This is a genomic window from Acidobacteriota bacterium (assembly GCA_016716715.1).
Lineage (GTDB): Bacteria > Acidobacteriota > Thermoanaerobaculia > UBA5066 > UBA5066 > Fen-183.
On record JADJVE010000004.1, the window covers coordinates 335,875 to 359,255 of the forward strand.

Here is a 23,381-nt window from a genome sequence, read left to right on the forward strand (position 1 = left end):
GTCTCCTACTTGCGGCGCTTGACGATGAGCGCGTCGGTACGCTTGTTGTTGCGGGTCTTCTTGCCCTTGGTCTTCCAGCCCCACGGCGACGTGGGGTGGCGGCCGCCGGACGTCTTGCCCTCGCCGCCGCCCATGGGGTGGTCGACGGGGTTCATGGCGACGCCGCGGTTGTGCGACTTCCAGCCGAGCCAGCGGTTGCGGCCGGCCTTGCCGATCGAAATGTTCTCGTGCTCGAGGTTTCCAACCTGGCCGATCGTGGCGTAGCAGTCCACACGCACGCGGCGCAGCTCGCCCGAGGGCACGCGCAGGAGCGCGAAACCGCCCTCCTTCGCCATGAGCTGGGCGCTCGCACCGGCCGAACGGGCGATCTGCCCGCCGCGGCCCGGCTGAAACTCGATGTTGTGCACGACGGTGCCGAGCGGGATCGACTTCAGGGGAAGCGCATTCCCGAGCACGATGTCGGCCGTCGGGCCCGACACGACGGTGGCCCCGACCGCGAGGCCGGCGGGCGCGACGATGTAGCGCTTCTCGCCGTCGGCATAGTTCAGGAGCGCGATGCGGGAGGAGCGGTTCGGGTCGTACTCGATCGAGGCGACCTTCGCCGGGATCCCGTGCTTGTCGCGCTTGAAGTCGATGTCGCGGTACCGCTTCTTGTGGCCGCCGCCACGCCACCAGGACGTGAGGTGGCCTCGGCTGTCGCGGCCGCCGGTCTTCAGCTTGCCCTTCGTGAGGGACTTCGTCGGCTCGGACTTCGTGATCTCCGAGAAATCGGACGTCGTCCGCTGGCGCATGCCGGGAGAGGTCGGTTTGTAGGACTTCACGGGCATGGCGTCACACCCCTTCGAACAGGGCCGGGAGCTTCTGGCCCTTCGCGAGCTTCACGTAGGCCTTCTTCCGGTCCTGCGCGCGTCCGATGGACTTCCCGACCTTCTTGATCTTCCCGTTCACGGCGACGACGCGGACGGCGTCGACCTTGACCTGGAAGAGGGCCTCGACGGCCTTGCGGATTTCGATCTTGTTCGCGTCGCGGGCGACGTCGAACGTGAGGACGTTCTGGGTCTGGCTCATCGCCGTCGAGCGCTCCGTCAGGACGGGACGCACGATGACGGCCTGGTGAGTGCGCGGGTTCATGCCAGCACCTCCGAAACGGCACGGAGGGCGTCCTCGGTGAGGACGATCGTTCCGGCGTTCAGCGCGTCGTAGACGTTGAGCCCGAGCGGGTCCAGCGTCGTGACCTTGGGATTGTTCGCCACGGCGCGGGCGAGGTTCTCGTTGCCCTTACGGTCGACGACGAGCGTCTTGCCCTCGACCCCGAGCTTCGCGAGCACGCTCGCGAAGTCCCTGGTCTTGTGCGTCGCGAGCTTGAGCGCGTCGAGAAGCACGACCTTCTGCTCGCGCGCCTTCTCGGAGAGCACGCAGCGGAGCGCCGCCTTCTTCGCCTTCGCGTTCACCTTGAGCGCGTAGGAGTGCGGAACGGGACCGAACACCGTGCCGCCGTGGCGGTGCAGCGGCGGGCGGCCGCCACCCTGGCGGGCGCGGCCGGTGCTCTTCTGCTTGAACGGCTTCTTGCCGGAGCCGGACACCTCGGCGCGGGTCTTCGTCTTGTGCGTTCCGCGGTGCTCGCGCGCCCGGATCTGCTTGACGACTTCCCACACGAGGTGGCGGCGGAACGGCACGCCGAAGATCTCCTCGGGGAGCGTCGCCTCGCCGACGGTCTCGGCCTTGACGTTGCGCACCTTGAGCTTCAGCGAGGGGGCGGCCGCCTTCGGGGCAGCAGCCTTCTTCGGAGCGGCCGCGGCTTTCGGAGCGGACGCCTTCTTCGGAGCGGCGGTCTTCGTGTTCTTGTCTGCCATGGCCGCTCCTTACGCCGCCGCTCCGCCGGCTTTCCGGGAGAGCTTCTTCACGATCTTGACGACCGTGTTGCGAGCTCCCGGAACCGCACCGCGGAGATAGATGAGGTGGTTCTCGGTGTCCACGCGGACGACCATGAGGTTCTTCATCGTCGTCTGCTTGCCGCCCATGCGTCCCGACGAGCGCGTGCCCGGGTAGACGCGGGAGGGAAAGGCCGACGGGCCGATGGAGCCCGGCGCGCGGTGGAACATCGAGCCGTGCGTCGCGGCGCCGCCGGTGAAGCCGTGGCGCTTCACGACGCCCTGGAAGCCCTTGCCCTTGGAGACGCCGACGACGTCGACGTGCTCCTTCTCGGCAAAGATGTCGCAGAGCACCTTGTCGCCGGGGGCGGCCTTCTCGTCGGCGTCGCACCGGACCTCGCCGAGGGTCTTCGCCGGCGGCACGCCCGCCTTTTCGAAGTGTCCCTTGGCGGCCGCCGTGAGGCGGCGCGGCGACACGCGGCCGACGAGCCCGAGCTGGACGGCGTCGTACCCGTCGTGGTCCTTCGTCTTGCGCTGGACGACCAGGCAGGGCCCGGCTTCGACGACGGTGACCGGCACGACCGTGCCGTCCGCTTCGAAGACCTGGGTCATCCCGATCTTGCGTCCCAGAATTCCGTTGATCATGTTTCTTTCCTCGCCGCGCCCCTGGAAGAGACGAGGCGGTTCTTTTTTCGACTTCCTACTTGCCCATCGTCCGGATTTCGACCTCGACGCCCGCGGGAAGCTCCAGCTTCGTGAGCGCGTCGACCGTCTGCGGCGTCCACTCGAAGATGTCGAGCAGGCGCTTGTGGGTCCGCATCTCGAACTGCTCGCGCGACTTCTTGTCGACGTGCGGCGAGCGGTTGACCGTCCAGCGCGCGATGGTCGTCGGCAGCGGGATCGGCCCCGCGACCTTGGCGCCCGAACGGCGCGCCGTGTCGACGATCTCGGTCGTCGACTGGTCGAGGATCCGGTAGTCGTAACCCTTGAGGCGGATGCGGATTCTGTCGTTGGCCATAAAAGTCTTTTGCTTTCTTTGGAAGGGATCGGGCCCCCGGAAGAGGACCGGGGAATTTCTTAGAAGGTAAGAAACCCCGGCCCATCCGGAACCCTCTCTCTATCTCCTAAGCAAGAATCTCCGTGACGGTGCCCGCTCCGACCGTGCGGCCGCCCTCGCGGATGGCGAACTTGAGGCCCTTCTCCATTGCGATCGGCGAGATGAGCGTGATCTCGAGCTCGACGTCGTCGCCGGGCATGACCATCTCGACGCCGGCCGGCAGCGCGGCCGAGCCCGTGACGTCCGTCGTGCGGATGAAGAACTGCGGGCGGTAGTTGTTGAAGAACGGCGTGTGGCGGCCGCCCTCGTCCTTGGACAGGATGTACACCTTGCCCTTGAACTTCGTGTGCGGCTTGATCGAGCCGGGCTTGCAGAGAACCTGCCCGCGCTCGACGTCCGTCCGCTCAACGCCGCGGAGCAGGACGCCGACGTTGTCGCCCGCCTGGCCCTGGTCGAGGAGCTTCTTGAACATCTCGACGCCGGTGACCGTCTTCTTCTGCGTGTCGCGAAGGCCGACGATCTCGATTTCGTCGCCTACCTTCACGATTCCGCGCTCGACGCGGCCCGTGACGACCGTGCCGCGGCCCGAGATCGAGAACACGTCCTCGATCGGGAGGAGGAAGTCCTTGTCCGTGAGGCGCGTGGGCTCGGGAATGCTCGCGTCGAGGGCGGCGGCGAGATCCCAGATGGACTGTGCGTCCGGGCCGGTCGGATCGTTGAGGGCCTTGATGGCCGAACCGCGGATGACCGGAATCTTGTCGCCGGGGAAGCCGTACTTCGAGAGGAGCTCGCGCACCTCGAGCTCGACGAGGTCGAGGAGCTCGGGGTCTTCCATCATGTCGCACTTGTTGAGGTAGACGACCATCGCGGGCACGTTGACCTGGCGGGCGAGGAGGACGTGCTCCTTCGTCTGCGGCATCGGGCCGACCGGCGCCGAGACGACGAGGATCGCGCCGTCCATCTGCGCGGCGCCCGTGATCATGTTCTTGATGTAGTCCGCGTGGCCCGGGCAGTCGATGTGGGCGTAGTGACGCTTTTCGGTCTCGTACTCGACGTGCGCGAGGGCGACCGTGAGGATCTTGGTCGCGTCGCGCCGGAACGTCTTCGCGTCGGCCTTTGCGACGTCGTCATAGGACTTCGAGACGGCGAACCCCTTCGTCGAGAGGACCTTCGTGAGAGCCGCCGTCAGCGTCGTCTTGCCGTGGTCGACGTGACCGATCGTGCCGACGTTGACGTGGGGCTTCGTGCGCGCGAATTTCTCCTTGGCCATCTGTCTCTCCTTCGCTCCTGGCGGCTTTCTCTAGACCGAGACCTTGGCGATGATCCCCTCGGCGATCGCCTTCGGGACCTCGTCGTATCTCTCGAACTGCATCGTGTAGTTGGCACGGCCCTGGGTGAGGGACCGCAGTGTGGTGGCGTAGCCGAACATCTCGGACAGCGGCACGCTGGCCGTGATGACCTGGAAGTTCAGGCGGGGCTCCATGTGGTTGATCCGGCCGCGGCGGGAGCTCAGGTCGCCGTTGACGGGCCCGAGGAACTCGTCCGGCGTGACGACCTCGACCGCCATCATGGGCTCGAGGATGACGGGGTTCGCCTTCTTCGCGGCGTCCTGGAACGCCATCGAACCGGCGATCTTGAACGCCATTTCCGACGAGTCGACGTCGTGGAAAGAGCCGTCGTACAGCTCGACCTGGATGTTGACCGTCGGGTAGCCGGCGAGGACGCCCGTCAGGATCGCCTCGCGGATGCCCTGGTCGATCGGCTTGATGAATTCCTTGGGGATCGAGCCGCCCGAGATGGCGTTGACGAACTCGTAGTCCTTGCCTTCCGGGTGCGGGCGCAGGCGGATCTTCGCGTGGCCGTACTGACCCTTGCCGCCCGACTGGCGGATGAACTTGCCCTCGCCCGGCGTCTCGCGGCGAATCGTCTCGCGGTAGGCGACCTGGGGCTTGCCCACGTTCGCGCCCACGTTGAACTCGCGCACCATGCGGTCGACGATGATCTCGAGGTGGAGCTCGCCCATCCCGGCGATGATCGTCTGGTTCGTCTCCTTGTCCGTGTGGACGCGGAACGTCGGGTCTTCCTGCATGAGCTTCGCGAGCGCCATGCCCATCTTTTCCTGGTCGGCCTTCGTCTTCGGCTCGATCGAGAGCGTGATGACGGGCTCGGGGAACTTCATGGACTCGAGGACGACGATGTGGTCGCGCTCGCAGATCGTGTCCCCGGTCGTGACGTTCTTGAGGCCCACGGCGGCGCCGATGTCGCCCGCCCAGATCTCCTTGATCTCCTCCCGCTTGTTCGCGTGCATCTTGAGGATGCGGCCGATGCGCTCGTTCGTCTGCTTCGTGGCGTTGTAGACGCCCGAGCCCGCGTCGAGGTGGCCCGCGTAGACGCGGAAGAAGGCGAGCTGGCCGACGAAGGGGTCGGTCATGATCTTGAAGACGAGGCCCGCGAACGGCGCGTCGTCCCGCGTGTCGAGAGCGACCTCGTTGCCGTCCTCGTCCACGCCGCGGATCGCGGGAATGTCGAGCGGCGAGGGAAGGTACTCGACGACGGCGTCGAGAAGCTGCTGGACGCCCTTGTTCTTGAAAGCCGAGCCGCAGACGACCGGATGGAGCTTGCCCGTGACGGTCGCCTTGCGCAGCGCCGCACGCATCTCGTCCGGCGTCGGAATGTGCCCGTCCATGAACTTCTGCATCAGGACGTCGTCGGTCTCCGCGAGAAGCTCGATGAGCCGCTCGCGGTACTTGTCGTACATGGCCTTGTGGTCGGCCGGGACCTCGACTGTCTCGAATTCCGCGCCGAGCGCGTCGTCCTTGAAATCGTAGGCCTTGCCCTCGATGAGGTCGATCACGCCCTCGAACGTCTCGGCCGAGCCCCACGGGATCTGGACGGGCGTGGGCTTGGCGGCGAGCTTCGTGACCATCATGTCGACGCAGCGGTCGAAGTCCGCGCCGACGCGGTCCATCTTGTTGATGAACGCGATGCGCGGGACGCCGTAGCGGTCGGCCTGGCGCCACACGGTCTCGGACTGCGGCTCGACGCCGGAGACGCCGTCGAACACGGCCACGGCGCCGTCGAGAACGCGCAGCGAGCGCTCGACCTCGGCCGTGAAGTCGACGTGGCCGGGCGTGTCGATGATGTTGACGCGGATGCCCTTCCAGTGACAGGTCGTCGCGGCCGACGTGATCGTGATGCCGCGCTCCTGCTCCTGAACCATCCAGTCCATCGTCGCGGTCCCGTCGTGGACCTCGCCGATCTTGTAGTTGACGCCGGTGTAATAGAGGACGCGCTCGGTGGTCGTCGTCTTGCCCGCGTCGATGTGGGCCATGATGCCGATGTTTCGGCACATCTCGAGGGGGTGATTTCTCGGCATGAGCTTGTATCCCGTTCCGGGCTGACTGCGCCGTCAAATGAGAGGGGCGCGCGAGCGTCGCGCTCTCCCTCCATTTCGCACGCTTAAGGCGTGTTCCGGGTCTCCGAAAGGACCTGTCCGGTTCGCACCGGCCGGTTTCCCCTCACCCGGGTGTGGCAGTTCTACCAGCGGTAATGGGCGAAGGCCTTGTTGGCCTCGGCCATTTTGTGGGTGTCCTCCTTCTTCTTCACGGCGTTGCCCCGGTTGTTGGCGGCGTCGAGAAGCTCGCCCGCGAGCTTGTCCCGCATCGTCTTCTCGCCGCGCGCCTGCGCGTACGAGATGACCCAGCGGATCGCGAGCGAGGTCCGTCGGTTCGGCTTGACCTCGACAGGAACCTGGTACGTCGAGCCGCCGACGCGGCGCGACTTGACCTCGAGAACCGGCTTGACGTTCTCGAGAGCCTTCTTGAATGTCTTGAGCGGATCGTCCGACGTCTTCTGCTCGATCTGCTTCATCGCGCCGTAGAAGATCGACTCGGCGGTGGACTTTTTGCCGCGCTCCATGACGCAGTTGATGAACTTCGTCACGAGCTGGGACTGGTAGAGCGGGTCCGGGAGGACTTCGCGTTTCGGGACTTCACGGCGACGCGGCATGTCGTTTCCTTAAGCCTTCGGACGCTTCGCGCCGTACTTGGAGCGCGACTGCTTGCGGTTCGCGACGCCGACGGCGTCGAGCGTCCCGCGGATGATGTGGTAGCGCACGCCGGGAAGGTCCTTCACGCGGCCTCCGCGGATCATGACGATGGAGTGCTCCTGGAGGTTGTGCCCGATGCCGGGGATGTAGGTCGTGACCTCGATGCCGTTCGTGAGGCGCACGCGCGCGATCTTCCGGAGAGCCGAGTTCGGCTTCTTCGGGGTCGTCGTCTTCACCTGGGTGCAAACGCCGCGGCGCTGCGGGCAGGACTGCAGGGCGGGCGACTTCGTCTTGTAACGGACGGCTTCGCGGCCCTTTCTCACGAGCTGGCTGATCGTCGGCATGGGACTTTCGAGACTCCTTCGGAACGCTTGGCGAGTCGAATGACGGACTATCGAGTGGCGAACCGGCCACGAGGAGGCCGTTTTCCGGGCGCGACACGGCGGATAACGCCGGGCCGGTCCCCGGGGAAACCCGCGAATCATAGTGACCCCCCGGTGGGCTGTCAAGCGACAAACCCCTCGGCAGAGTGAGTATCAGGTCCAGTGAACGGGCTCGGCGGCCGCCTGGGAGCCGGCAGGCGCCGGAGCGGCCGAACCGTCCGCCGCCAGGAGGCCCGGATAGACCTCGCGGGCCCGGGCCACCACGCCTTCCGGGTCCAGCCGGAAGTGCTGCCGCTGAAAGGCCTGGGGGCCATGCTCGACGAACTGGTCCGGGATCGCATGCGAACGGACTCCCGAGGACGGCAGGCCGGCGGCGTGGACGGACTCGAGGACCGCGCTCCCGAAGCCTCCCTGATGGAGGTGCTCTTCCAGCGTGAGAAGACGGGGACAGGCGGCCAGTAGAGTCCCCACGAGCGCCACGTCCAAAGGCTTGACGAATCGAGCGTTAGCAACGCCGCAGTCGACGCCGAGGGTCTTCAGGGCAGCAGCGGCCTTTTCGGCTACGGGCACCATGGAGCCGTAGGCAAGGAGGTTCAGGTCCTTGCCGATCGACAGAATCTCACCCTTCCCCGCCGGAATCGTCCTCAGGACGGGGTCGAGCGGGGCGCCGAGTCCGGCGCCCCGGGGATAGCGAATCGCGAAGGGCCGGCCGGACCCGATGGCCGTGAAGAGGAGGTGCTGGAGCTCGTTCTCGTCTTTCGGCGCAGCGACCGTCATGTTCGGGATGCCCCGCGTATAGGCGATGTCGTAGATCCCCTGGTGGGTCTTGCCGTCGTCTCCGACGAGGCCGGCCCTGTCGATGCAGACGGTCACGGGCAGGTTCTGCAGGCAGACGTCGTGGATGAGCTGGTCGTAGCCGCGCTGGAGAAACGTCGAATAGATCGAGACGACGGGCTTCAGGCCGGCCTTTGCCATGCCTGCCGCCATGATGATGGCGTGCTCCTCGGCGATTCCGACGTCGAAGACCCGGCCCGGGTACACCTTCTGGACCTCGCCGAGCCCGGTGCCCTCGAGCATCGCGGCCGTGATCGCGACGATCTTCGGGTCCTTCTCCATCATCGCGAGGAGCGTCTTCGCGAAGACCTGCGAGTACGTGGGCGCCGCGCCCGTGGAGGCGGCCGGCGAGGGCGTGCCGGGCTGGTGGAAGCGCGACGGGTTCTCCTCGGCCTTGTCGTAGCCGCGCCCCTTGTGCGTGAGGGCGTGGATCACGACGGGCGTCCCGTCCTTCGAAACTTCCTTCGCCCGCGCGAGCGCCTCCTCGAGCTCCTTGAAGTCGTGGCCGTCGATCGGCCCGACGTAGTGGAAGCCGAGCTCGTCCCAGACGAGGTTCGGGAAGAAGAGCCCCTCGACGGAGTTCTTGATCTTCTTCGCAAGGCCCCAGGCTTCCTCCCCCTTCGGGAGCTTCTTGAAGAGGCCGTGCCCCTTCTCGGTCAGGCGCTTGTAGGCCGGGTGGAGCTCGAAGCGGTTGCGCCAGTGCGCGAGCCAGCCGACGTTCTCCGAGATGGACCAGCCGTTGTCGTTCAGGATGACGACGAGCCGCTTCGGCTTGATGTGGACGATGTTGTTGAGCGCCTCGTAGCTCGTCCCCGACGTCATCGCGCCGTCGCCGACCACGACGACGACGTGCGGATCGTTCGGATCCCCCTGGAGCGCGACGGCGAGGCCCATCCCGAAGGAGAGGCCAGTCCCCGCGTGCCCGGCGGCGAACGTGTCGTGGTCGCTCTCCATCGGTTCCGCGAAGCCGGAGAGGCCGCCCGGCTTGCGGATCGTCGCGAAGCCGCCCGCGCGCCCGGTGACGAGCTTGTGCGTGTAGCACTGGTTCGACGTGTCCCACACGAAGCGGTCCTTCGGGCTGTGGAACGCGCGGTGCATCGCGAGCGTGAGCTCGACGACGCCGAGATTCGAGGCGAGGTGGCCGCCCGATCTCGTGATCGTCTCGACGATCACCTCGCGACATTCGGCCGCGAGGCGGGCGAGCGATTCGTGGTCGAGGCTCCGGAGGTCGTCCGGCCCGCCGATGGTGTCGAGAAGGGTCATCGAGGCTCCCCCGAAAGCGTTCGATCATACAGGGGCGGGCGCTCGCCTCGCGCGATCGCGCTGCGCACGCCGCGCGCGATGCGGAAGACCTCCGGACGACCCACCTTCGCTCCCGGCCCCCGTTCCTCCACCTTTGCGAGGGCCGCCCAGGCGAGCGCCACCGGCAGCGCGGTGAACTCCAGGATCCCGGCCGGCGCGCCGGCGGCGTGCAACGCGTCGATGTACTCCCCCGCCGTGTCGAGGTCCCGCCGGGCGAGCGCGAAGACCTCGGCGCGCGGGACGTCCGCGGGCAGGTAGCGGCGTCCCTCGGCAGCGTCCTCGTCGGAGTCCTTCAGAATGTTCACGAGCTGGAGCGCCTCGCCGAAGGTTCGGGCTCGCGCGCGGAGATCGAATGCCGCGGGTCGAAGAGAAGATGAAGATTCTTCGAGTAGGAAGAGCTCGGTGAGAAGTTCGCCCACGATTCCGGCTACGGTGTAGCAGTAGCCCCGAAGATCCTCGAAAGACTCGAGTGTCAGGCCCTGCTCATTCGTTCGTGCGACGAACCCGGCCATTCCGTCCGCCGACCGGACCACGTGGGTGCGGAGAATCGCCGCCGCTTCCGGGCGCAGCGCGGCGAACGCGTCGAAGACGAACGGCGTCTCGGCAATCAGCTCGCGGTAACCCGCGTGACGCGAAACGCCGGCCTGCGTCCAGGCCTGCCCGAGCCGCTCCGCCTCCGCCCGTGTCCCGTTCTTCAGAAGAAATCCGAAATCTCTCAGAGCCGCGATCCGGTCCGCGGGCGCCCAGTGCGTCGCGTCCTCGAACGTGTCGGCGATCCGGAAGAGGAGGTACGCGACCGTCACCTGCCGCCGCACGGGCTCGGGCAGCGGCGGGATCGAGAGCGCGAACGTGCGGCTCGTCTTCTCGAGGAGGTCGAGGAGGTCGGCCACGCGCCCATGTTACCGGGGTACTCTCGTCCGCATGAAAGACGTCAGGCTCCCGCTGTCCCTGCTGCTGGCCCTCGGCCTTTCTACGACCGCGACGGCCGCGCCGCCGGCGTCCGTCGCGCCATCCGTCGCCCCGCTGCGATTCGCAATCTCCTATTCGAAGGATCTCTTTCCCGGCCCCCTCGACGGCCGGGTCCTCCTCATCCTCTCGAAGGACGACAAGGCCGAACCGCGCAAGCAGATCGACATCGGCTTCAAGACGCAGCAGATCTTTGGAGTGGACGTGGACGGGCTCGCCCCCGGCGCCCCGGCCGTCGTCGACTCGGCGGTCCTCGGCTACCCGCTGGAGTCCCTCGCGGCGATCCCGAAGGGCACGTACGTCGTGCAGGCGGTCTTCCACAGGTACGAAACGTTTCGCCGGGCCGACGGCCACGTCGTGAAACTGCCGATGGACCGCGGCGAGGGCCAGCACTGGAACCTCGCGCCCGGAAACTTGTTTTCGACGCCGAAAAAGGTCGAGTTGGACCCGTCCCGGGCCGCGACGGTCCCGATCCTCTTCGATCACGTGATCCCGCCGATCCCCGAGCCGAAGGCGACGAAGTTCGTCCGGCACGAGCGTATTCGGAGCGAGCGGCTGTCGAAGTTCTGGGGGCGCGACATGGTTCTCGGCGCCCATGTCCTCCTCCCGCTCGGGTTCGACGAGCACCCGGACGCCCGCTACCCGCTCGTCATCTTCCACGGGCACTTTCCGGAGACGATTTCGGGCTTCCGCGAGGAGCCGCCCGACCCGAACCTGAAGCCGGAATACAGCGACCGTTTCCGCCTCGAGGGCTACAACCGGATCCAGCAGGAGCAGGCCCACCAGCTCTTCAAGGATTGGACGTCGCCCGGCTTCCCGCGCGCGATCGTCGTCGAGATTCAGCACGCGAACCCCTACTACGACGACTCGTACGCCGTGAACTCGGCGAACCTCGGCCCGTACGGCGACGCCATCGAGTACGAGCTCCTCCCCTACCTCGAGAAGAAGTACCGCGCGCTCGGAGCCGGGTGGGCGCGCTTCGCGTACGGCGGTTCGACGGGAGGCTGGGAGGCGATGGCCGTCCAGGTCTTCTACCCCGACCACTACAACGGGATCTACGCGGCCTGCCCCGACCCGATCGACTTCCGCGCGAACACGGTCTTCGACCTCTACGCGGAGTCGAACGCGTACTTCCCCGACGCGCCGTGGAAACGGGTCCCGCGCCCCGGCCACCGCGACTCCTTCGGCCGCATTGCCGCGACGGTCGAGGACACGAACCGGCTCGAGCTCGTCCTCGGGACGAAGGGCCGCTCGGGCGAGCAGTGGGACATCTGGCAGGCCGTGTACTCCCCCGTCGGCGCGGACGGCTACCCGAAGCCGATCTGGGACAAGAGGACCGGCGTCATCGACAAGGAGGTCGCGGCGTACTGGAAGGAGCACTACGACCTGACGGCGATCCTCGCGCGCGACTGGGACAAGGGGCTCGGGAAGAAGCTCGAAGGCAAGCTGAACATCTTCGTCGGCGAGGCGGACAACTACTTCCTCAACAACGCCGTCGTCCTCGCCGAGGAGGTCCTGAAGTCCGTGAAGAACCCGCCGTCCGGCGCGTTCATCGACTACGAGCCGCGCGCGGAGCACTGCTGGAACGGCGACCACACACGCCCGAACGCGATCTCCCGCCTGAGGTACCACCAGTTCTTCCTGCCGAAGATCGTCGAGCGCATCCGGAAGACGGCGCCGCCGGGGGCGGACCTTAAGAGCTGGGATTACTAGCAGGTGCTTGCATAATGCTTGCGTTTTGCAGCCACCGGCCTAGACTTTCCGCATGGCGACGCTCCACGTCCGCGACGTTCCCGACGACGTCTACGCGAAGATCCGCGCCCTCGCCCGGTCGGAAGGGCGGTCGCTGAACGCCCAGGTCATCCGCCTCCTGGCGTCCACGGCGCGCGGCGTGGCGACCGCCCTTTCCGTCGAGGACGCGCTCGGGTCCGCCCGGAAGATCCGCGAGGCCGGGAAGACGCGCCGCGGAGCCTCGAGCCTCTCGCTCCTCCACGAAGCCCGCCGGTCCCGCGAGCGCCGATGAACTTCCCGGACACGCTCGTCGTGGACGCGAGCGTCGGCGTCAAGCTGTTCCTCGAGGAAGAGGGATCGCGGGAGGCGGAGGCGATCTTCGCTCTCCTCGCGGGCGTCTCCCCGCGGACGCTCGCCGTCCCGGACCTCTTCTTCGTCGAGTGCGCCAACGTCTTCAGGAGCCGCGTCCACCGGCGCCTCATGAAGCCCGCGGCGCGCGACGCGTCGGATCCTGGCGCGCGCCCGCCCGTGCGCCGGGGAACTGCGCGGCCGCCCTCGACCTTGCGCTCGACCACGGTCTCTCGGTCTACGACGCCGTCTACGCCGTCCTCGCCCGCACGCTCGCGGCCCCGCTCGTCACGGCCGACGGCCGCCTCCTCGCGGCGCTCCGCAAGGCCGGCATCGCCGCGCTGCCCTTGGCCTGACTCTTCGGCTTCGGCGCGGCAGCCGGCCGGCCTCGACCACTCGGCGAGCAACACAGCTCCAGCCTCGTCCGAAGTAACGCCGCGCACCTCGTGCCCCATCGACGAGCCGGTACCACCGCCGGCGGCACGCACGAGGTACGGCCATCGTCACTTCCCTCCACCCCCACGGGGGTCCTGCCGAGCTTCCGTCCGCAGCACCGATCCACATCGGCAAGGAGCTGGAGTGCGCCTCCCGTGAGCGACTCGGCATGCCCTCGGTGGGAGCACCGCGAGAAGGCGAGCGGTCAGGTCGACGTTGAGCCCATTCCCTCCACGCGCTGGAGAGCCGCCAGGCCCCCACCAGCCGACGCCTTCGAGCGACCCTTCCCGCACCGCCGACACGGGTCACGACAGAGAGCGCGAGGAGTACCGCTGGCGGAGCACCTTCTGACTTCCCGAGGGTCCCAGCGCTTCCTCGAGCGCGTCGGCCCGCGCGCGCCTCCGCGAGCCCCTGCTCGCTCGCGCTCGGCAAGTTGAAATCGGAAGACCGGAACGGAACCCGGCAGCCGCGAGCGCGAAGCCGCGGTTGCCCGCATCCGCAGGGTCGCACGCGCCGGGGCGCCACTCCGCGCGGGCAGTCGAGAAAGAGACCATGCAGCGCTTGAGGTGGTCCGGGCGTCTTCCGGCACCTGCGGAACGGAGCCGTATTCGAGAAAGAACGGCCTGACCTGGGACACCTGGAGGAGCGCCGGTCGCCGCCCCGGCGACACCGGCGCAATCGGTCGGCGAGGTTCTTCGACATCACGTCCAGACCGAGTTCCTGCCGGTAGTAGTGCAGCGATGCGGAACGGCAGACGCGCGGCAGGTTGGAGAAGAGAACGGAGGCCGCGGCGTCATTGCGAAACAGCCGGGCCCACGCGGACGCGCATGGGTCGAGTCCAGGGTGGCTGTCCCCGACCCTGCGGCGGAGCATCGGGTCGGATCGTGGGGGTGTCCCGGCGTGGGCGGCGATCAGACCCGGCAGGTCGTCGCAAGGCGGCCCTGCGGTACGCACCAGATCGTCATGGCCCTCCAGCTCGAGACCTCGAGGATTCGGAACTTCAGAGCCGTCTCCGCGAACACGGTACCGCCGGAAAGGAGGGCTTCCCAGCGGTCGGCGTCGTATTCCATCTGCCTGTTCAAGAAGGCGCTGAGAGCCACGCCGATTTGGAGTTCGACGAGAACCCACGGCACGCCGCACCAAGCGCCGCCAACGCAAGGGAGTCGAACGAGGACGGCGGGATCGTCTTCGAGGACGCCGAGAGCCGGCGTCCCACGGTCCCCTCGAGGGGCCGGTAGAACCAGCGGTTCACGCCCTCACGATCCGGAGGCGCGCCCGACCCCTGCCGGAAGTCCGAACTCGTGCGCAGACCCAAGGGCCTCCACGGGAGCCCAGCGTGAGCTCAGACGCCCTGGCGAAGGCTGAGGAGATTCAGGTGCCCGCGACGCGTTACGCCCGTGTCCGCGACATGCGATCGGGGTCTTGCCCCAGAGCCGCGCAGGCGGCGACGTACGCGAAGAGAAGCGGCTCGTCGCCGTGGAGCGCCCACCGTTCGTCCCCAAACGCACGCAAAACCGGCTTCAACAGGAAAAGAGCGACCGTGGCGCCGAACGCGACGCAGCCCAGGGCGAAGGCGAGCTCCCAGAGGCCCTTCGCGTGTGGCACCCAGAACCCGCCGAGGACCGCAACGCCGGCAAAGAAGGCGACGAGGGACATGTAGAGGGCGACAAGGACGCCCCAGGCCAACAGAACGGCGACGAGGCTCAGCAGATAGCCGAACGGCGGCCGCTGAAACGGCAATTCCAGATCGAGAGATGCAAGAATCGCCTCGGCGGAATTGATGGCCGGTCAGTCTCCGAGGCCGAAGGCATCGCCGAATTGACCACAAGAAGAAAAGGGCCGGCTTGCGCCGGCCCTTGAGGGAACGATGGGATCGAAGGATCAGACTTCGTCGTCGAGATCCGCCGCGATGACCGGCGTCTCGTCGTCGAAGTAGAGCTCCTCCGTCTCCTCGGGCGCGGGCGGGATCTCTTCCCGTTCGAGGACGACGTTGCGGTAGTAGTCCATGCCGGTGCCGGCGGGGATGAGCCGCCCGACGATGACGTTCTCCTTGAGGCCGCGGAGGAGGTCCACCCTGCCCGCGATGGACGCCTCCGTCAGGACGCGCGTCGTTTCCTGGAACGACGCGGCCGAGACGAACGAGTCCGTCGAGAGCGACGCCTTCGTGATCCCGAGGAGCAGCGGGCGGCCCTGGGCGGCCTTGCCGCCGGCGTTCAGGATGCGGTCGTTCTCCTCGTTGAACCGGAAGCGGTCGACCTGCTCGTCGACGAGGAACTCCGTGTCGCCGACCTCTTCGATGCGGACGCTCCGCATCATCTGGCGGACGATGACCTCGATGTGCTTGTCGTTGATGCCGACGCCCTGCGAGCGGTAGACCTCCTGGATCTTGTCGGTCATGTACCGCTGCAGCTCCTTCTCGCCCTTGACCGCGAGGATGTCGTGCGGCGACGGATCGCCCTCGGTGAGCGGATCGCCCGCCTCCACCCTCTCGCCGTCCTGGACCATGACGTGCGCGCCGCGCGGGACGAGCATCTCGCGCTTCTGGCCGTCCTCGGACTCGACGACGATCTTCTGCTGGCCCTTCACGGTGCCCGCGTGGTGCACGACGCCGGAGATCTCGGTGATGACGGCCGGCTCCTTCGGGCGCCGGGCCTCGAAGAGCTCGACGACGCGCGGGAGACCGCCGACGATGTCGCGGGTGCGCTTCTTCTCGACGGGCTTCTTCGCGAGGGCGTCGCCCGGGTACACCGAGTCGCCGTCGGCGATCATGAGGTGCGACGGGATCGGCAGCGCGTACTTGCGCTCCTCCCCGTTCTTGCCCGTGACGACGAGAGTCGGCGAGCGCTTCTCGGTCGTGCCGGTCGTCTCGACGACGATCTTCTGCGTGAGGCCCGTGACCTTGTCCGTCTCCTCGCGCAGGTTCTCGCCTTCGAGGATGTCCTTGTAGGCGACCTTGCCCGCGATCTCCGAGAGGATCGGCGACGCGAACGGGTCCCAGCTCACGAGGAGCTGGCCGGGCTTCACCTCTTCGCCGTCGACCACCTTGAGGGCGGAGCCGTAGGCGAGCGAGTAGCGCTCCTTCTCGCGCCCCTTGGCGTCGAGGAGGACGAGCTTCGAGTTGCGGTTGACGACGACCTTCGTGCCGTCCTTCTTGCTGACCAGGTTCGCGTTGAGCAGCTTGATGATGCCGGGGTTCTTCGCGACGTGCTTCGCCGCTTCAGACACTCGAGCCGTTCCCCCGTAGTGGAACGTACGCATCGTCAGCTGCGTGCCCGGCTCGCCGATGGACTGGGCGGCGATGACGCCCACCGCCTCGCCGATGTCGACGAGGTCGCCCGTGGCGAGGTTGCGCCCGTAGCACTTGCGGCAGACGCCGCGGCGCGTCTCGCACGTGAGGACCGAGCGGATCTTGACGCGCTCGATGCCGGCTTCCTGGATCTTGCCGGCCAGCTCCTCCGTGATCGTGTCGTTCGCGGCGACGAGGGCTTCGTCGTTCGCCGGGTCGAAGACGTCTTCCTGGACGATCCGGCCGACGATGCGGTCGCGGAGCGGCTCGAGGATCTCGCCGCCCTCGACGATGGCGGACACCACGATCCCGTCGACGGTCTCGCAGTCTTCCTGCGTGATGATGACGTCCTGGGCGACGTCGACGAGGCGGCGCGTGAGGTAGCCGGAGTCGGCCGTCTTGAGCGCCGTGTCGGCGAGGCCCTTGCGCGCGCCGTGCGTCGAGATGAAGTACTCGAGCACGGTGAGGCCTTCGCGGAAGTTCGAGATGATCGGCTGCTCCATGACCTCGCCCGAGGGCTTGGACATGGGGCCGCGCATGCCGGCGAGCTGCCGGACCTGCTCCTTCGAGCCACGCGCGCCGGAGTCGGCCATCATGTAGATGGGGTTGAACTCCCCGCCGCCGACGCCGTCCGACGCCTTCATCTCCTTGAACATGGCTTCCGCCACGGTCTCGGTGATGCGGTGCCAGATGTCGATGATCTTGTTGTGGCGCTCGCCGTCGGTGATGGCGCCCTGCTGGCGCTGGTTCTCGACCTCGAGGACTTCCTTGCGCGCGCGGTTCACGAGCTCGGTCTTGTTGCCCGGGATGCGCATGTCGTCGACGCCGATCGAAATGCCGGCCTGGGTCGCGACCGTGAAGCCGAGAGCCTTGACGATGTCGAGGATCTCGACCGTGCGCTCGAGGCCGTAGGTCACGAAACAGTAGTTGACGAGGTCCTGCAGGCCCTTCTTCTTCAGCGTGCCGTTCAGGAACGGCAGCTCGGGCGGCAGGTTCGCCGAGAGCAGGACGCGTCCGACCGTCGTCTCGATGCGCGTGCGGTTGCAGGCGATCGGGTCCGTGTGGACGATGTCCTGGTCGTTGAGGACCTGGCTCTCGAGGTCGATGAGGCTGCCCGTGAAGCGCACCGCGATCCCGGCGTGCGTGTCGACCTCGCCGGCGTCGTGCGCGAGGGTGACTTCGTCGAAGCTCGAGAAGACGCGGCCTTCGCCCTTGCACCCTTCCTTGCGGCGGGTGAGGTAGTAGAGGCCGAGCACGAGGTCCTGCGACGGCACCGTGAGGGGCTTGCCGTGCGCGGGCGACAGGATGTTGTGCGAGGACAGCATCAGGACCTGCGCCTCGACCTGCGCCTTCGGCGAGAGCGGGACGTGGACGGCCATCTGGTCGCCGTCGAAGTCCGCGTTGAACGCCGCGCAGACGAGCGGGTGGATCTTGATCGCCTTGCCCTCGATGAGGACCGGCTCGAACGCCTGGATGCCGAGGCGGTGGAGCGTGGGCGCGCGGTTCAGGAGCACCGGGTGCTCCTTGATGACCTCTTCGAGGGCGTCCCACACCTCGTTCGGCGCCTGCTCGACGAGCTCCTTGGACGCCTTGATGGTGGAGGTGATCCCCTTCTGCTCGAGCCGGTGGTAGATGAACGGCTTGAAGAGCTCGAGGGCCATCTTCTTCGGCAGGCCGCACTGGTGGAGCTTGAGCTCCGGCCCGACGACGATGACGGAGCGGCCCGAGTAGTCGACGCGCTTGCCGAGGAGGTTCTGGCGGAAGCGGCCCGACTTGCCCTTGAGCGTGTCGGACAGCGACTTGAGGGGGCGGTTGTTCGAGCCCTTCAGGACGCGGCCGCGGCGGCCGTTGTCGAACAGGGCGTCGACGGCCTCCTGGAGCATGCGCTTCTCGTTGCGCACGATGACTTCCGGAGCGCGGAGCTCGAGGAGCTTCTTGAGCCGGTTGTTGCGGTTGATGACGCGGCGATAGAGGTCGTTGAGGTCCGACGTCGCAAACCGTCCTCCGTCCAGGGGGACGAGAGGGCGAAGCTCGGGGGGAATGACCGGAATGACGTTCAGGATCATCCATTCGGGCCGGTGGCCCGAACGGCGGAACGCGTCGACGACCTTGAGACGCTTGGCCGCCTTGAGGCGCTTGAGCGCGGACGTCTCCGTCTTCATGACGAGACGCAGCTCCTCGGCCAGGTCGTCGATGTTGACGCTCTGGAGGAGCTCCTGGATCGCCTCGGCGCCCATCTTCGCGACGAACGCGTCGACGCCGTACTTGACCTTGAGCTCGCGGAACTTCTCTTCCGTGATGAGGCTCTTGACCTCGAGGTTCTCGTCCTCCGAGAGCGGGCCCGGGTCGATGACGACGTACTGCTCGAAGTAGAGGATCCGCTCGAGGTCGCGGAGCGTGAGGTCGAGCAGGTGCCCGATGCGGCTCGGCAGCCCCTTGAAGAACCACACGTGCGACACGGGAGCCGCGAGCTCGATGTGGCCCATGCGCTCGCGCCGGACCTTCGACTTCGTGACCTCGACGCCGCACTTGTCGCAGACGACGCCGCGGTGCTTCATCCGCTTGTACTTGCCGCAGAGGCATTCCCAGTCGGTGATCGGGCCGAAGATCTTCGCGCAGAACAGGCCGTCGCGTTCCGGCTTGAACGTGCGGTAGTTGATCGTCTCGGGCTTCGTCACCTCGCCGAACGACCACGAGCGGATCTTCTCGGGGCTGGCGAGGGCGATCTTGATGGCGTTGAAGTCACGGGGGCCCGGGTTGCGGAACGGAGACACCGTGCCGGCGCCGGGGAAACCGGAAGAGGGCGAAAAGGCTTCCATGTATTCCTCTTCTCCTTAAACCTTCAGCAGCTCGACGTCGAGGCAGAGCGACTGCAGCTCGCGGACGAGGACGTTGAAAGATTCGGGCAGGCCCGGCTCGTCCGGAACCTCGCCCTTGACGATCGCCTCGTACACCTTGGAGCGGCCCTCGACGTCGTCGGACTTGACGGTGAGGAGCTCCTGGAGCGTGTACGCCGCGCCGTAGGCCTCGAGGGCCCAGACCTCCATCTCGCCGAAACGCTGGCCGCCGAACTGGGCTTTGCCGCCCAGGGGCTGCTGCGTGATGAGCGAATAGGGGCCGATCGAGCGCGCGTGGATCTTGTCGTCCACGAGGTGCGAGAGCTTGAGCATGTAGATGTAGCCGACGGTGACTTCCTGCTCGAAGCGCGAGCCCGTCATGCCGTCGTAGAGCACCGTCTTGCCGCCCACGGGGAGGTCCGCCTTGCGCAGCAGGGCGCGGATCTCCTCCTCGGAGCAGCCGTCGAAGACCGGCGTCGCGATGTTCATGCCGAGCGCCCGCGCGGCCCACCCGAGGTGGGTCTCGAGGATCTGCCCGACGTTCATGCGCGAGGGAACGCCGAGGGGGTTGAGGACGATCTCGACCGGCGTGCCGTCCGGAAGGTACGGCATGTCCTCCTCGGGGAGGATCCGGCTGATGACGCCCTTGTTGCCGTGGCGTCCGGCCATCTTGTCGCCGACCTGCAGCTTGCGCTTCATCGCGACGAAGACCTTGACCGTCTTGTTGACGCCGGGCGCGAGCTCGTCGCCCTTGGCGAGGAGAGCCACGCGGTCGGCGCTGACCTTCTTGATGACGTCGATCTGCGAGTCCGTGCGCTGGAGGATGAGCCGCACCTGGTCGCGGATCTCCTCGTCCTTCAGCTTGAGCCCCTTGAGCATGCGGGGCGTCATCATCCCGATCTTCTCGACCGTGAGCTTGCCGCCCTCCTTGACGAGAACGTTGCCCTGCGAGTCGGACACGTCCTCGAGGACGGTCCGGCCGGCGAGGAGCGATTCAATCTTCTCCTTCGCCTCGGTGCGGATGATGCGGATCTCGTCGTCGGCGTTCTTCGTGAGGCGCCCGATCTCCTCGTCGAGAATCTGCTTGGCGCGCGCGTCCTTCTGCTTCTCTTCGTCCTTGCGCGTGAAGATCTTCACGTCCACGACGACGCCCTCGATGCCCGGGGGGCACTTGAGCGAGGCGTCGCGCACGTCGCCGGCCTTCTCGCCGAAGATCGCGCGGAGGAGCTTCTCCTCGGGGGTCAGCTGCGTCTCGCCCTTGGGCGTGACCTTGCCGACGAGGATGTCGCCCGGCTTGACGTTCGCGCCGATGCGCACGATGCCGGAGTCGTCCAGGTCGCGGAGCGCGTGCTCCGAGACGTTCGGGATGTCCTTCGTGATCTCCTCGGCGCCGAGCTTCGTCTCGCGCGCCTCGATCTCGAACTCCTCGATGTGGATGGAGGTGTAGTAGTCCTCCTTGACCATCTTCTCGGAGATGAGGATCGCGTCCTCGTAGTTGTAGCCGCGCCACGGCATGAACGCGACGAGGATGTTCCGGCCGAGCGCGAGCTCGCCCTGCGACGTGCAGGGGCCGTCCGCGAGGACCTGGCCCGCCACGACGCGGTCGCCTTCCTTCACGATCGGCTTCTGGTTGATGCAGGTGTTCTGGTTCGAGCGGCGGAACTTCAGGAGCGGGTAGATGTCCGCGCCGAAGTCCTTCGTCTCGCCGTCGTCCCCGGTGATCTGGACGCGCACGATGATGCGGCGGGCGTCGACGGTGTCGACGATCCCGTCGCGCTTGCACGTCACGACGGCGCCGGAGTCGCGCGCGACGATGCCCTCGAGGCCCGTGCCGACGAGCGGCGGCTCCGTGCGCAGGAGCGGCACCGACTGGCGCTGCATGTTCGAGCCCATGAGCGCGCGGTTCGCGTCGTCGTGCTCGAGGAAGGGGATGAGCGCCGCGGCGACCGAAACGAGCTGTTTCGGCGACACGTCCATGAACTCGATCTTGTCCTTCTCGATCGTGATGAACTCGCCGCCGGCGCGGGCAACGATGCGGTCCTCGGTGAACCGGCCCTTGTCGTCGACCTCGGCGTTCGCCTGGGCGATCGTGTAGTTCTCCTCTTCCCAGGCGGGCTGGAAGAACGCCGTCGGGCGGCCGACCGGCTGGCGCTTGTGGCCCTTCTTCAGGCGGTGGACCGCCTCTTCGAGCTCCTCGGCCTCGACGATCTGGCCCTTCTTCCACCCGGAGTCGCCGACCGTGACGATCTCGTAGTGGTCGAGGACGCGCCCGTTCTTGACCTTCTTGTACGGGCTCTCGATGAACCCGAACTCGGAGATGCGGGCGAAGCACGAAAGCGACGAGATGAGGCCGATGTTCGGGCCTTCCGGCGTCTCGATCGGGCAGATGCGGCCGTAGTGCGTGGCGTGGACGTCGCGCACCTCGAACCCGGCGCGCTCGCGCGAGAGGCCGCCCGGCCCGAGGGCCGAGAGACGCCGCTTGTGCGTGACCTCGGAGAGGGGGTTCGTCTGGTCCATGAACTGCGAGAGCTGCGAGGACCCGAAGAACTCCTTGATCGCCGCGATGACGGGCTTGGAGTTGATGAGGTCGTGCGGCATCGCCGAGTCGATGTCCTGGTGGACGGACATCTTCTCCTTGATCGCGCGCTCCATGCGGACGAGGCCGATCCGGAACTGGTTCTCGAGGAGCTCGCCGACGCAGCGCACGCGGCGGTTGCCGAGGTTGTCGATGTCGTCGGTCTTGCCGATGTCGCGCTTGAGCTCGAGGAGGTGCTCGATCACGACGTAGAAGTCCTCGGCCGTGAGGGTCTTCTGGTCGAGCGACGTGTGGAGGCCCGTCCGGATGTTGAACTTGAACCGGCCGACGCGCGAGAAGTCGTACTTGCGCGGGTCGAAGAACATGCCCGCGAAGAGGTTCTTCGCGCTCTCGTCCGTCGGCGGGTCGCCGGGGCGCATGCGCTTGTAGATCTCGAGAAGCGCCTCGCGCTTCGTCTTCACGCCGTCCTTGCGGAGGGTCGCGATGAGAGTCTCGCCGATGGGCTCCCAGTCCGGGAAGATCGCCTCGACGGAAGTCGCCTGCTTGCTCTCGAGCTGCGCCGCGAGATCCTCGGGGATCTCGGAGCCGGTCTCGAACAGCACCTCGCCCGAGCCGAGGTCGACGACGTCGGCGGCGAACAGGGCCCGGCCGAGCTTCGACGGGTCGACGGACACCTCGACGTTCTCGCCCTTCGCGAGCGAGGCCTTCATCTCGGCCGTCAGCTTGACGTCCGCGAAGATGCGGCCGTCCTTGCGGATGCCGCGGAGGTGCTTGATGCGGAGCTCTTCCTTCGTGAGGATTTCGGGCGGGAGGACGAGGCGCGCCTTGCCCTTCTCGAACGAGAGCTTCACCGGGGAATAGAACTTCTTGAGGATCAGCTCGTCGCTCTCGAGGCCGAGCGCCCGGAGGAACACCGTCCCCGGGAACTTGCGCTTGCGGTCGATGCGGACGCCGAAGAGGCCCTTGGGGTCGATCTCGAACTCCACCCACGAGCCGCGGTACGGAATGATCTTGCCGATGAGCGTGTGCGCGCCCTCGCGCGTGAAGAAGACGCCGGGCGAGCGGTGGAGCTGCGAGACGATGACGCGCTCCGTCCCGTTGATGACGAACGTCCCGTTGTCCGTCATGAGCGGGATTTCGCCGAAGTAGACCTCTTCCTCCTTGATGTCGCGGATCGGCCACTCCTTCGGGGCACCCTTCCCCGTCGGAGCGTTCTCCTTGTCGAACACCTTGAGGCGGAACGTCACCTTCAGCGGCACGGAGTACGTCGAGCCGCGCTCCTGGCACTCGGCCACCGAGTACGGGAGGCGCAGCTCGACCGGGGTCCCGCAGACCTCGTCGATCGTGACCTTGTTCGCGTTCGGATGGCCGCACACGCCGCACTCGACGCGCGTCGCGCGCGGATCCTTCACCTTCACGGTCGCGCCGCAGTGCTCGCACGAGAAGCGCAGGTGCTGCAGGCCTTCGAGCCGGCCGCTGCGGGACTTCCACTCGCCGATGCGGTACGACACGAACTCGAGTGCGCACGTCTCACGGAAGTCGCTGAACGGGAACACGCTCTTGAAGACGGCCTGCAGACCGACGTCCTGCCGCTCTTCGGGCAGGAGGTCCATCTGGAGAAAGTCCTCGTACGACTTGCGCTGGACGTCGATGAGGTTCGGAAGGGGCAGGAAGGAGCGGATCTTGCCGAAGCTCGTCCGTTCCTTCGCACCGGAGGCGGGGGTGCGTCCGATCATGGGGTGCTTGT

The 23,381-nt window shown here is 67.0% G+C and carries 18 protein-coding genes; 3 read left to right on the plus strand and 15 right to left on the minus strand.

Annotation, left to right across the window (positions count from 1 at the left end; genetic code table 11):
* Positions 1-5: 5 nt before the first annotated feature.
* The 11 genes from rplB to IPL89_08895 form a co-directional block, all read right to left on the minus strand.
* Complete coding sequence (rplB, locus tag IPL89_08845; protein MBK9063290.1) at positions 6-827, minus strand: 50S ribosomal protein L2; 822 nt, start codon at positions 825-827, stop codon at positions 6-8.
* A 4-nt stretch (positions 828-831) separates the two neighbouring features.
* Complete coding sequence (rplW, locus tag IPL89_08850; GenBank protein ID MBK9063291.1) at positions 832-1,131, minus strand: 50S ribosomal protein L23; 300 nt, start codon at positions 1,129-1,131, stop codon at positions 832-834.
* Positions 1,128-1,853, minus strand: a complete 726-nt coding sequence (rplD, locus tag IPL89_08855) for a 50S ribosomal protein L4 (GenBank protein ID MBK9063292.1) — start codon at positions 1,851-1,853, stop codon at positions 1,128-1,130. The genes rplW and rplD overlap by 4 nt, the downstream gene beginning before the upstream one ends.
* A 9-nt stretch (positions 1,854-1,862) precedes the next feature.
* On the minus strand, positions 1,863-2,516 hold the full coding sequence (gene rplC / locus IPL89_08860) for a 50S ribosomal protein L3 (protein ID MBK9063293.1): 654 nt from the start codon (positions 2,514-2,516) through the stop codon (positions 1,863-1,865).
* 55 nt (positions 2,517-2,571) lie between these two features.
* Positions 2,572-2,889: a 30S ribosomal protein S10 gene (gene rpsJ / locus IPL89_08865; protein ID MBK9063294.1), complete on the minus strand. Its 318-nt coding sequence runs from the start codon at positions 2,887-2,889 to the stop codon at positions 2,572-2,574.
* Positions 2,890-2,995: 106 nt separating this feature from the next.
* Complete coding sequence (gene tuf / locus IPL89_08870; protein MBK9063295.1) at positions 2,996-4,198, minus strand: elongation factor Tu; 1,203 nt, start codon at positions 4,196-4,198, stop codon at positions 2,996-2,998.
* A 30-nt stretch (positions 4,199-4,228) separates the two neighbouring features.
* Entirely contained in the window at positions 4,229-6,304 is a 2,076-nt protein-coding gene (fusA, locus tag IPL89_08875; GenBank protein ID MBK9063296.1) for an elongation factor G, read from the minus strand.
* Positions 6,305-6,465: 161 nt separating this feature from the next.
* The gene (gene rpsG / locus IPL89_08880) at positions 6,466-6,936 is read right to left on the minus strand and encodes a 30S ribosomal protein S7 (protein MBK9063297.1); all 471 of its coding nucleotides are present in this window, start codon (positions 6,934-6,936) and stop codon (positions 6,466-6,468) included.
* Between the two features lie 9 nt (positions 6,937-6,945).
* Entirely contained in the window at positions 6,946-7,320 is a 375-nt protein-coding gene (locus tag IPL89_08885) for a 30S ribosomal protein S12 (GenBank protein ID MBK9063298.1), read from the minus strand.
* A 192-nt stretch (positions 7,321-7,512) separates the two neighbouring features.
* Complete coding sequence (locus IPL89_08890; protein MBK9063299.1) at positions 7,513-9,456, minus strand: 1-deoxy-D-xylulose-5-phosphate synthase; 1,944 nt, start codon at positions 9,454-9,456, stop codon at positions 7,513-7,515.
* A complete protein-coding gene (locus IPL89_08895; protein ID MBK9063300.1) occupies positions 9,453-10,385 on the minus strand; it encodes a squalene/phytoene synthase family protein in 933 nt (310 codons plus the stop codon). Before IPL89_08895 ends, IPL89_08890 begins: the two co-directional genes overlap by 4 nt.
* A gap of 31 nt (positions 10,386-10,416) precedes the next feature.
* On the opposite strand from IPL89_08895, the gene IPL89_08900 reads away from it, so the two are divergent.
* From IPL89_08900 to IPL89_08910, 3 genes are all read left to right on the plus strand, one after another.
* On the plus strand, positions 10,417-12,174 hold the full coding sequence (locus IPL89_08900; GenBank protein MBK9063301.1) for a hypothetical protein: 1,758 nt from the start codon (positions 10,417-10,419) through the stop codon (positions 12,172-12,174).
* 52 nt (positions 12,175-12,226) lie between these two features.
* Positions 12,227-12,484, plus strand: coding sequence for a hypothetical protein (locus IPL89_08905; protein MBK9063302.1), 258 nt, complete (start codon positions 12,227-12,229; stop codon positions 12,482-12,484).
* 148 nt (positions 12,485-12,632) lie between these two features.
* The gene (locus IPL89_08910; protein ID MBK9063303.1) at positions 12,633-12,896 is read left to right on the plus strand and encodes a type II toxin-antitoxin system VapC family toxin; all 264 of its coding nucleotides are present in this window, start codon (positions 12,633-12,635) and stop codon (positions 12,894-12,896) included.
* A gap of 990 nt (positions 12,897-13,886) precedes the next feature.
* Here the strand turns inward: IPL89_08910 and IPL89_08915 are convergent.
* From IPL89_08915 to rpoB, 4 genes are all read right to left on the minus strand, one after another.
* A complete protein-coding gene (locus tag IPL89_08915) occupies positions 13,887-14,075 on the minus strand; it encodes a hypothetical protein (GenBank protein ID MBK9063304.1) in 189 nt (62 codons plus the stop codon).
* A gap of 289 nt (positions 14,076-14,364) precedes the next feature.
* The gene (locus IPL89_08920) at positions 14,365-14,715 is read right to left on the minus strand and encodes a hypothetical protein (GenBank protein ID MBK9063305.1); all 351 of its coding nucleotides are present in this window, start codon (positions 14,713-14,715) and stop codon (positions 14,365-14,367) included.
* Positions 14,716-14,856: 141 nt separating this feature from the next.
* On the minus strand, positions 14,857-19,080 hold the full coding sequence (gene rpoC, locus IPL89_08925; protein ID MBK9063306.1) for a DNA-directed RNA polymerase subunit beta': 4,224 nt from the start codon (positions 19,078-19,080) through the stop codon (positions 14,857-14,859).
* A gap of 15 nt (positions 19,081-19,095) precedes the next feature.
* Entirely contained in the window at positions 19,096-23,370 is a 4,275-nt protein-coding gene (gene rpoB / locus IPL89_08930; GenBank protein ID MBK9063307.1) for a DNA-directed RNA polymerase subunit beta, read from the minus strand.
* Between the last annotated feature and the right edge of the window lie 11 nt (positions 23,371-23,381).

Coding starts and splice junctions, on each gene's coding strand:
- rplB (MBK9063290.1), bottom strand. CDS start 827: ATGCCCGTGAAGTCCTACAAACCGACCTCTCCCGGCATGCGCCAGCGG.
- rplW (MBK9063291.1), bottom strand. CDS start 1,131: ATGAACCCGCGCACTCACCAGGCCGTCATCGTGCGTCCCGTCCTGACG.
- rplD (MBK9063292.1), bottom strand. CDS start 1,853: ATGGCAGACAAGAACACGAAGACCGCCGCTCCGAAGAAGGCGTCCGCT.
- rplC (MBK9063293.1), bottom strand. CDS start 2,516: ATGATCAACGGAATTCTGGGACGCAAGATCGGGATGACCCAGGTCTTC.
- rpsJ (MBK9063294.1), bottom strand. CDS start 2,889: ATGGCCAACGACAGAATCCGCATCCGCCTCAAGGGTTACGACTACCGG.
- tuf (MBK9063295.1), bottom strand. CDS start 4,198: ATGGCCAAGGAGAAATTCGCGCGCACGAAGCCCCACGTCAACGTCGGC.
- fusA (MBK9063296.1), bottom strand. CDS start 6,304: ATGCCGAGAAATCACCCCCTCGAGATGTGCCGAAACATCGGCATCATG.
- rpsG (MBK9063297.1), bottom strand. CDS start 6,936: ATGCCGCGTCGCCGTGAAGTCCCGAAACGCGAAGTCCTCCCGGACCCG.
- IPL89_08885 (MBK9063298.1), bottom strand. CDS start 7,320: ATGCCGACGATCAGCCAGCTCGTGAGAAAGGGCCGCGAAGCCGTCCGT.
- IPL89_08890 (MBK9063299.1), bottom strand. CDS start 9,456: ATGACCCTTCTCGACACCATCGGCGGGCCGGACGACCTCCGGAGCCTC.
- IPL89_08900 (MBK9063301.1), top strand. CDS start 10,417: ATGAAAGACGTCAGGCTCCCGCTGTCCCTGCTGCTGGCCCTCGGCCTT.
- IPL89_08905 (MBK9063302.1), top strand. CDS start 12,227: ATGGCGACGCTCCACGTCCGCGACGTTCCCGACGACGTCTACGCGAAG.
- rpoC (MBK9063306.1), bottom strand. CDS start 19,080: ATGGAAGCCTTTTCGCCCTCTTCCGGTTTCCCCGGCGCCGGCACGGTG.
- rpoB (MBK9063307.1), bottom strand. CDS start 23,370: ATGATCGGACGCACCCCCGCCTCCGGTGCGAAGGAACGGACGAGCTTC.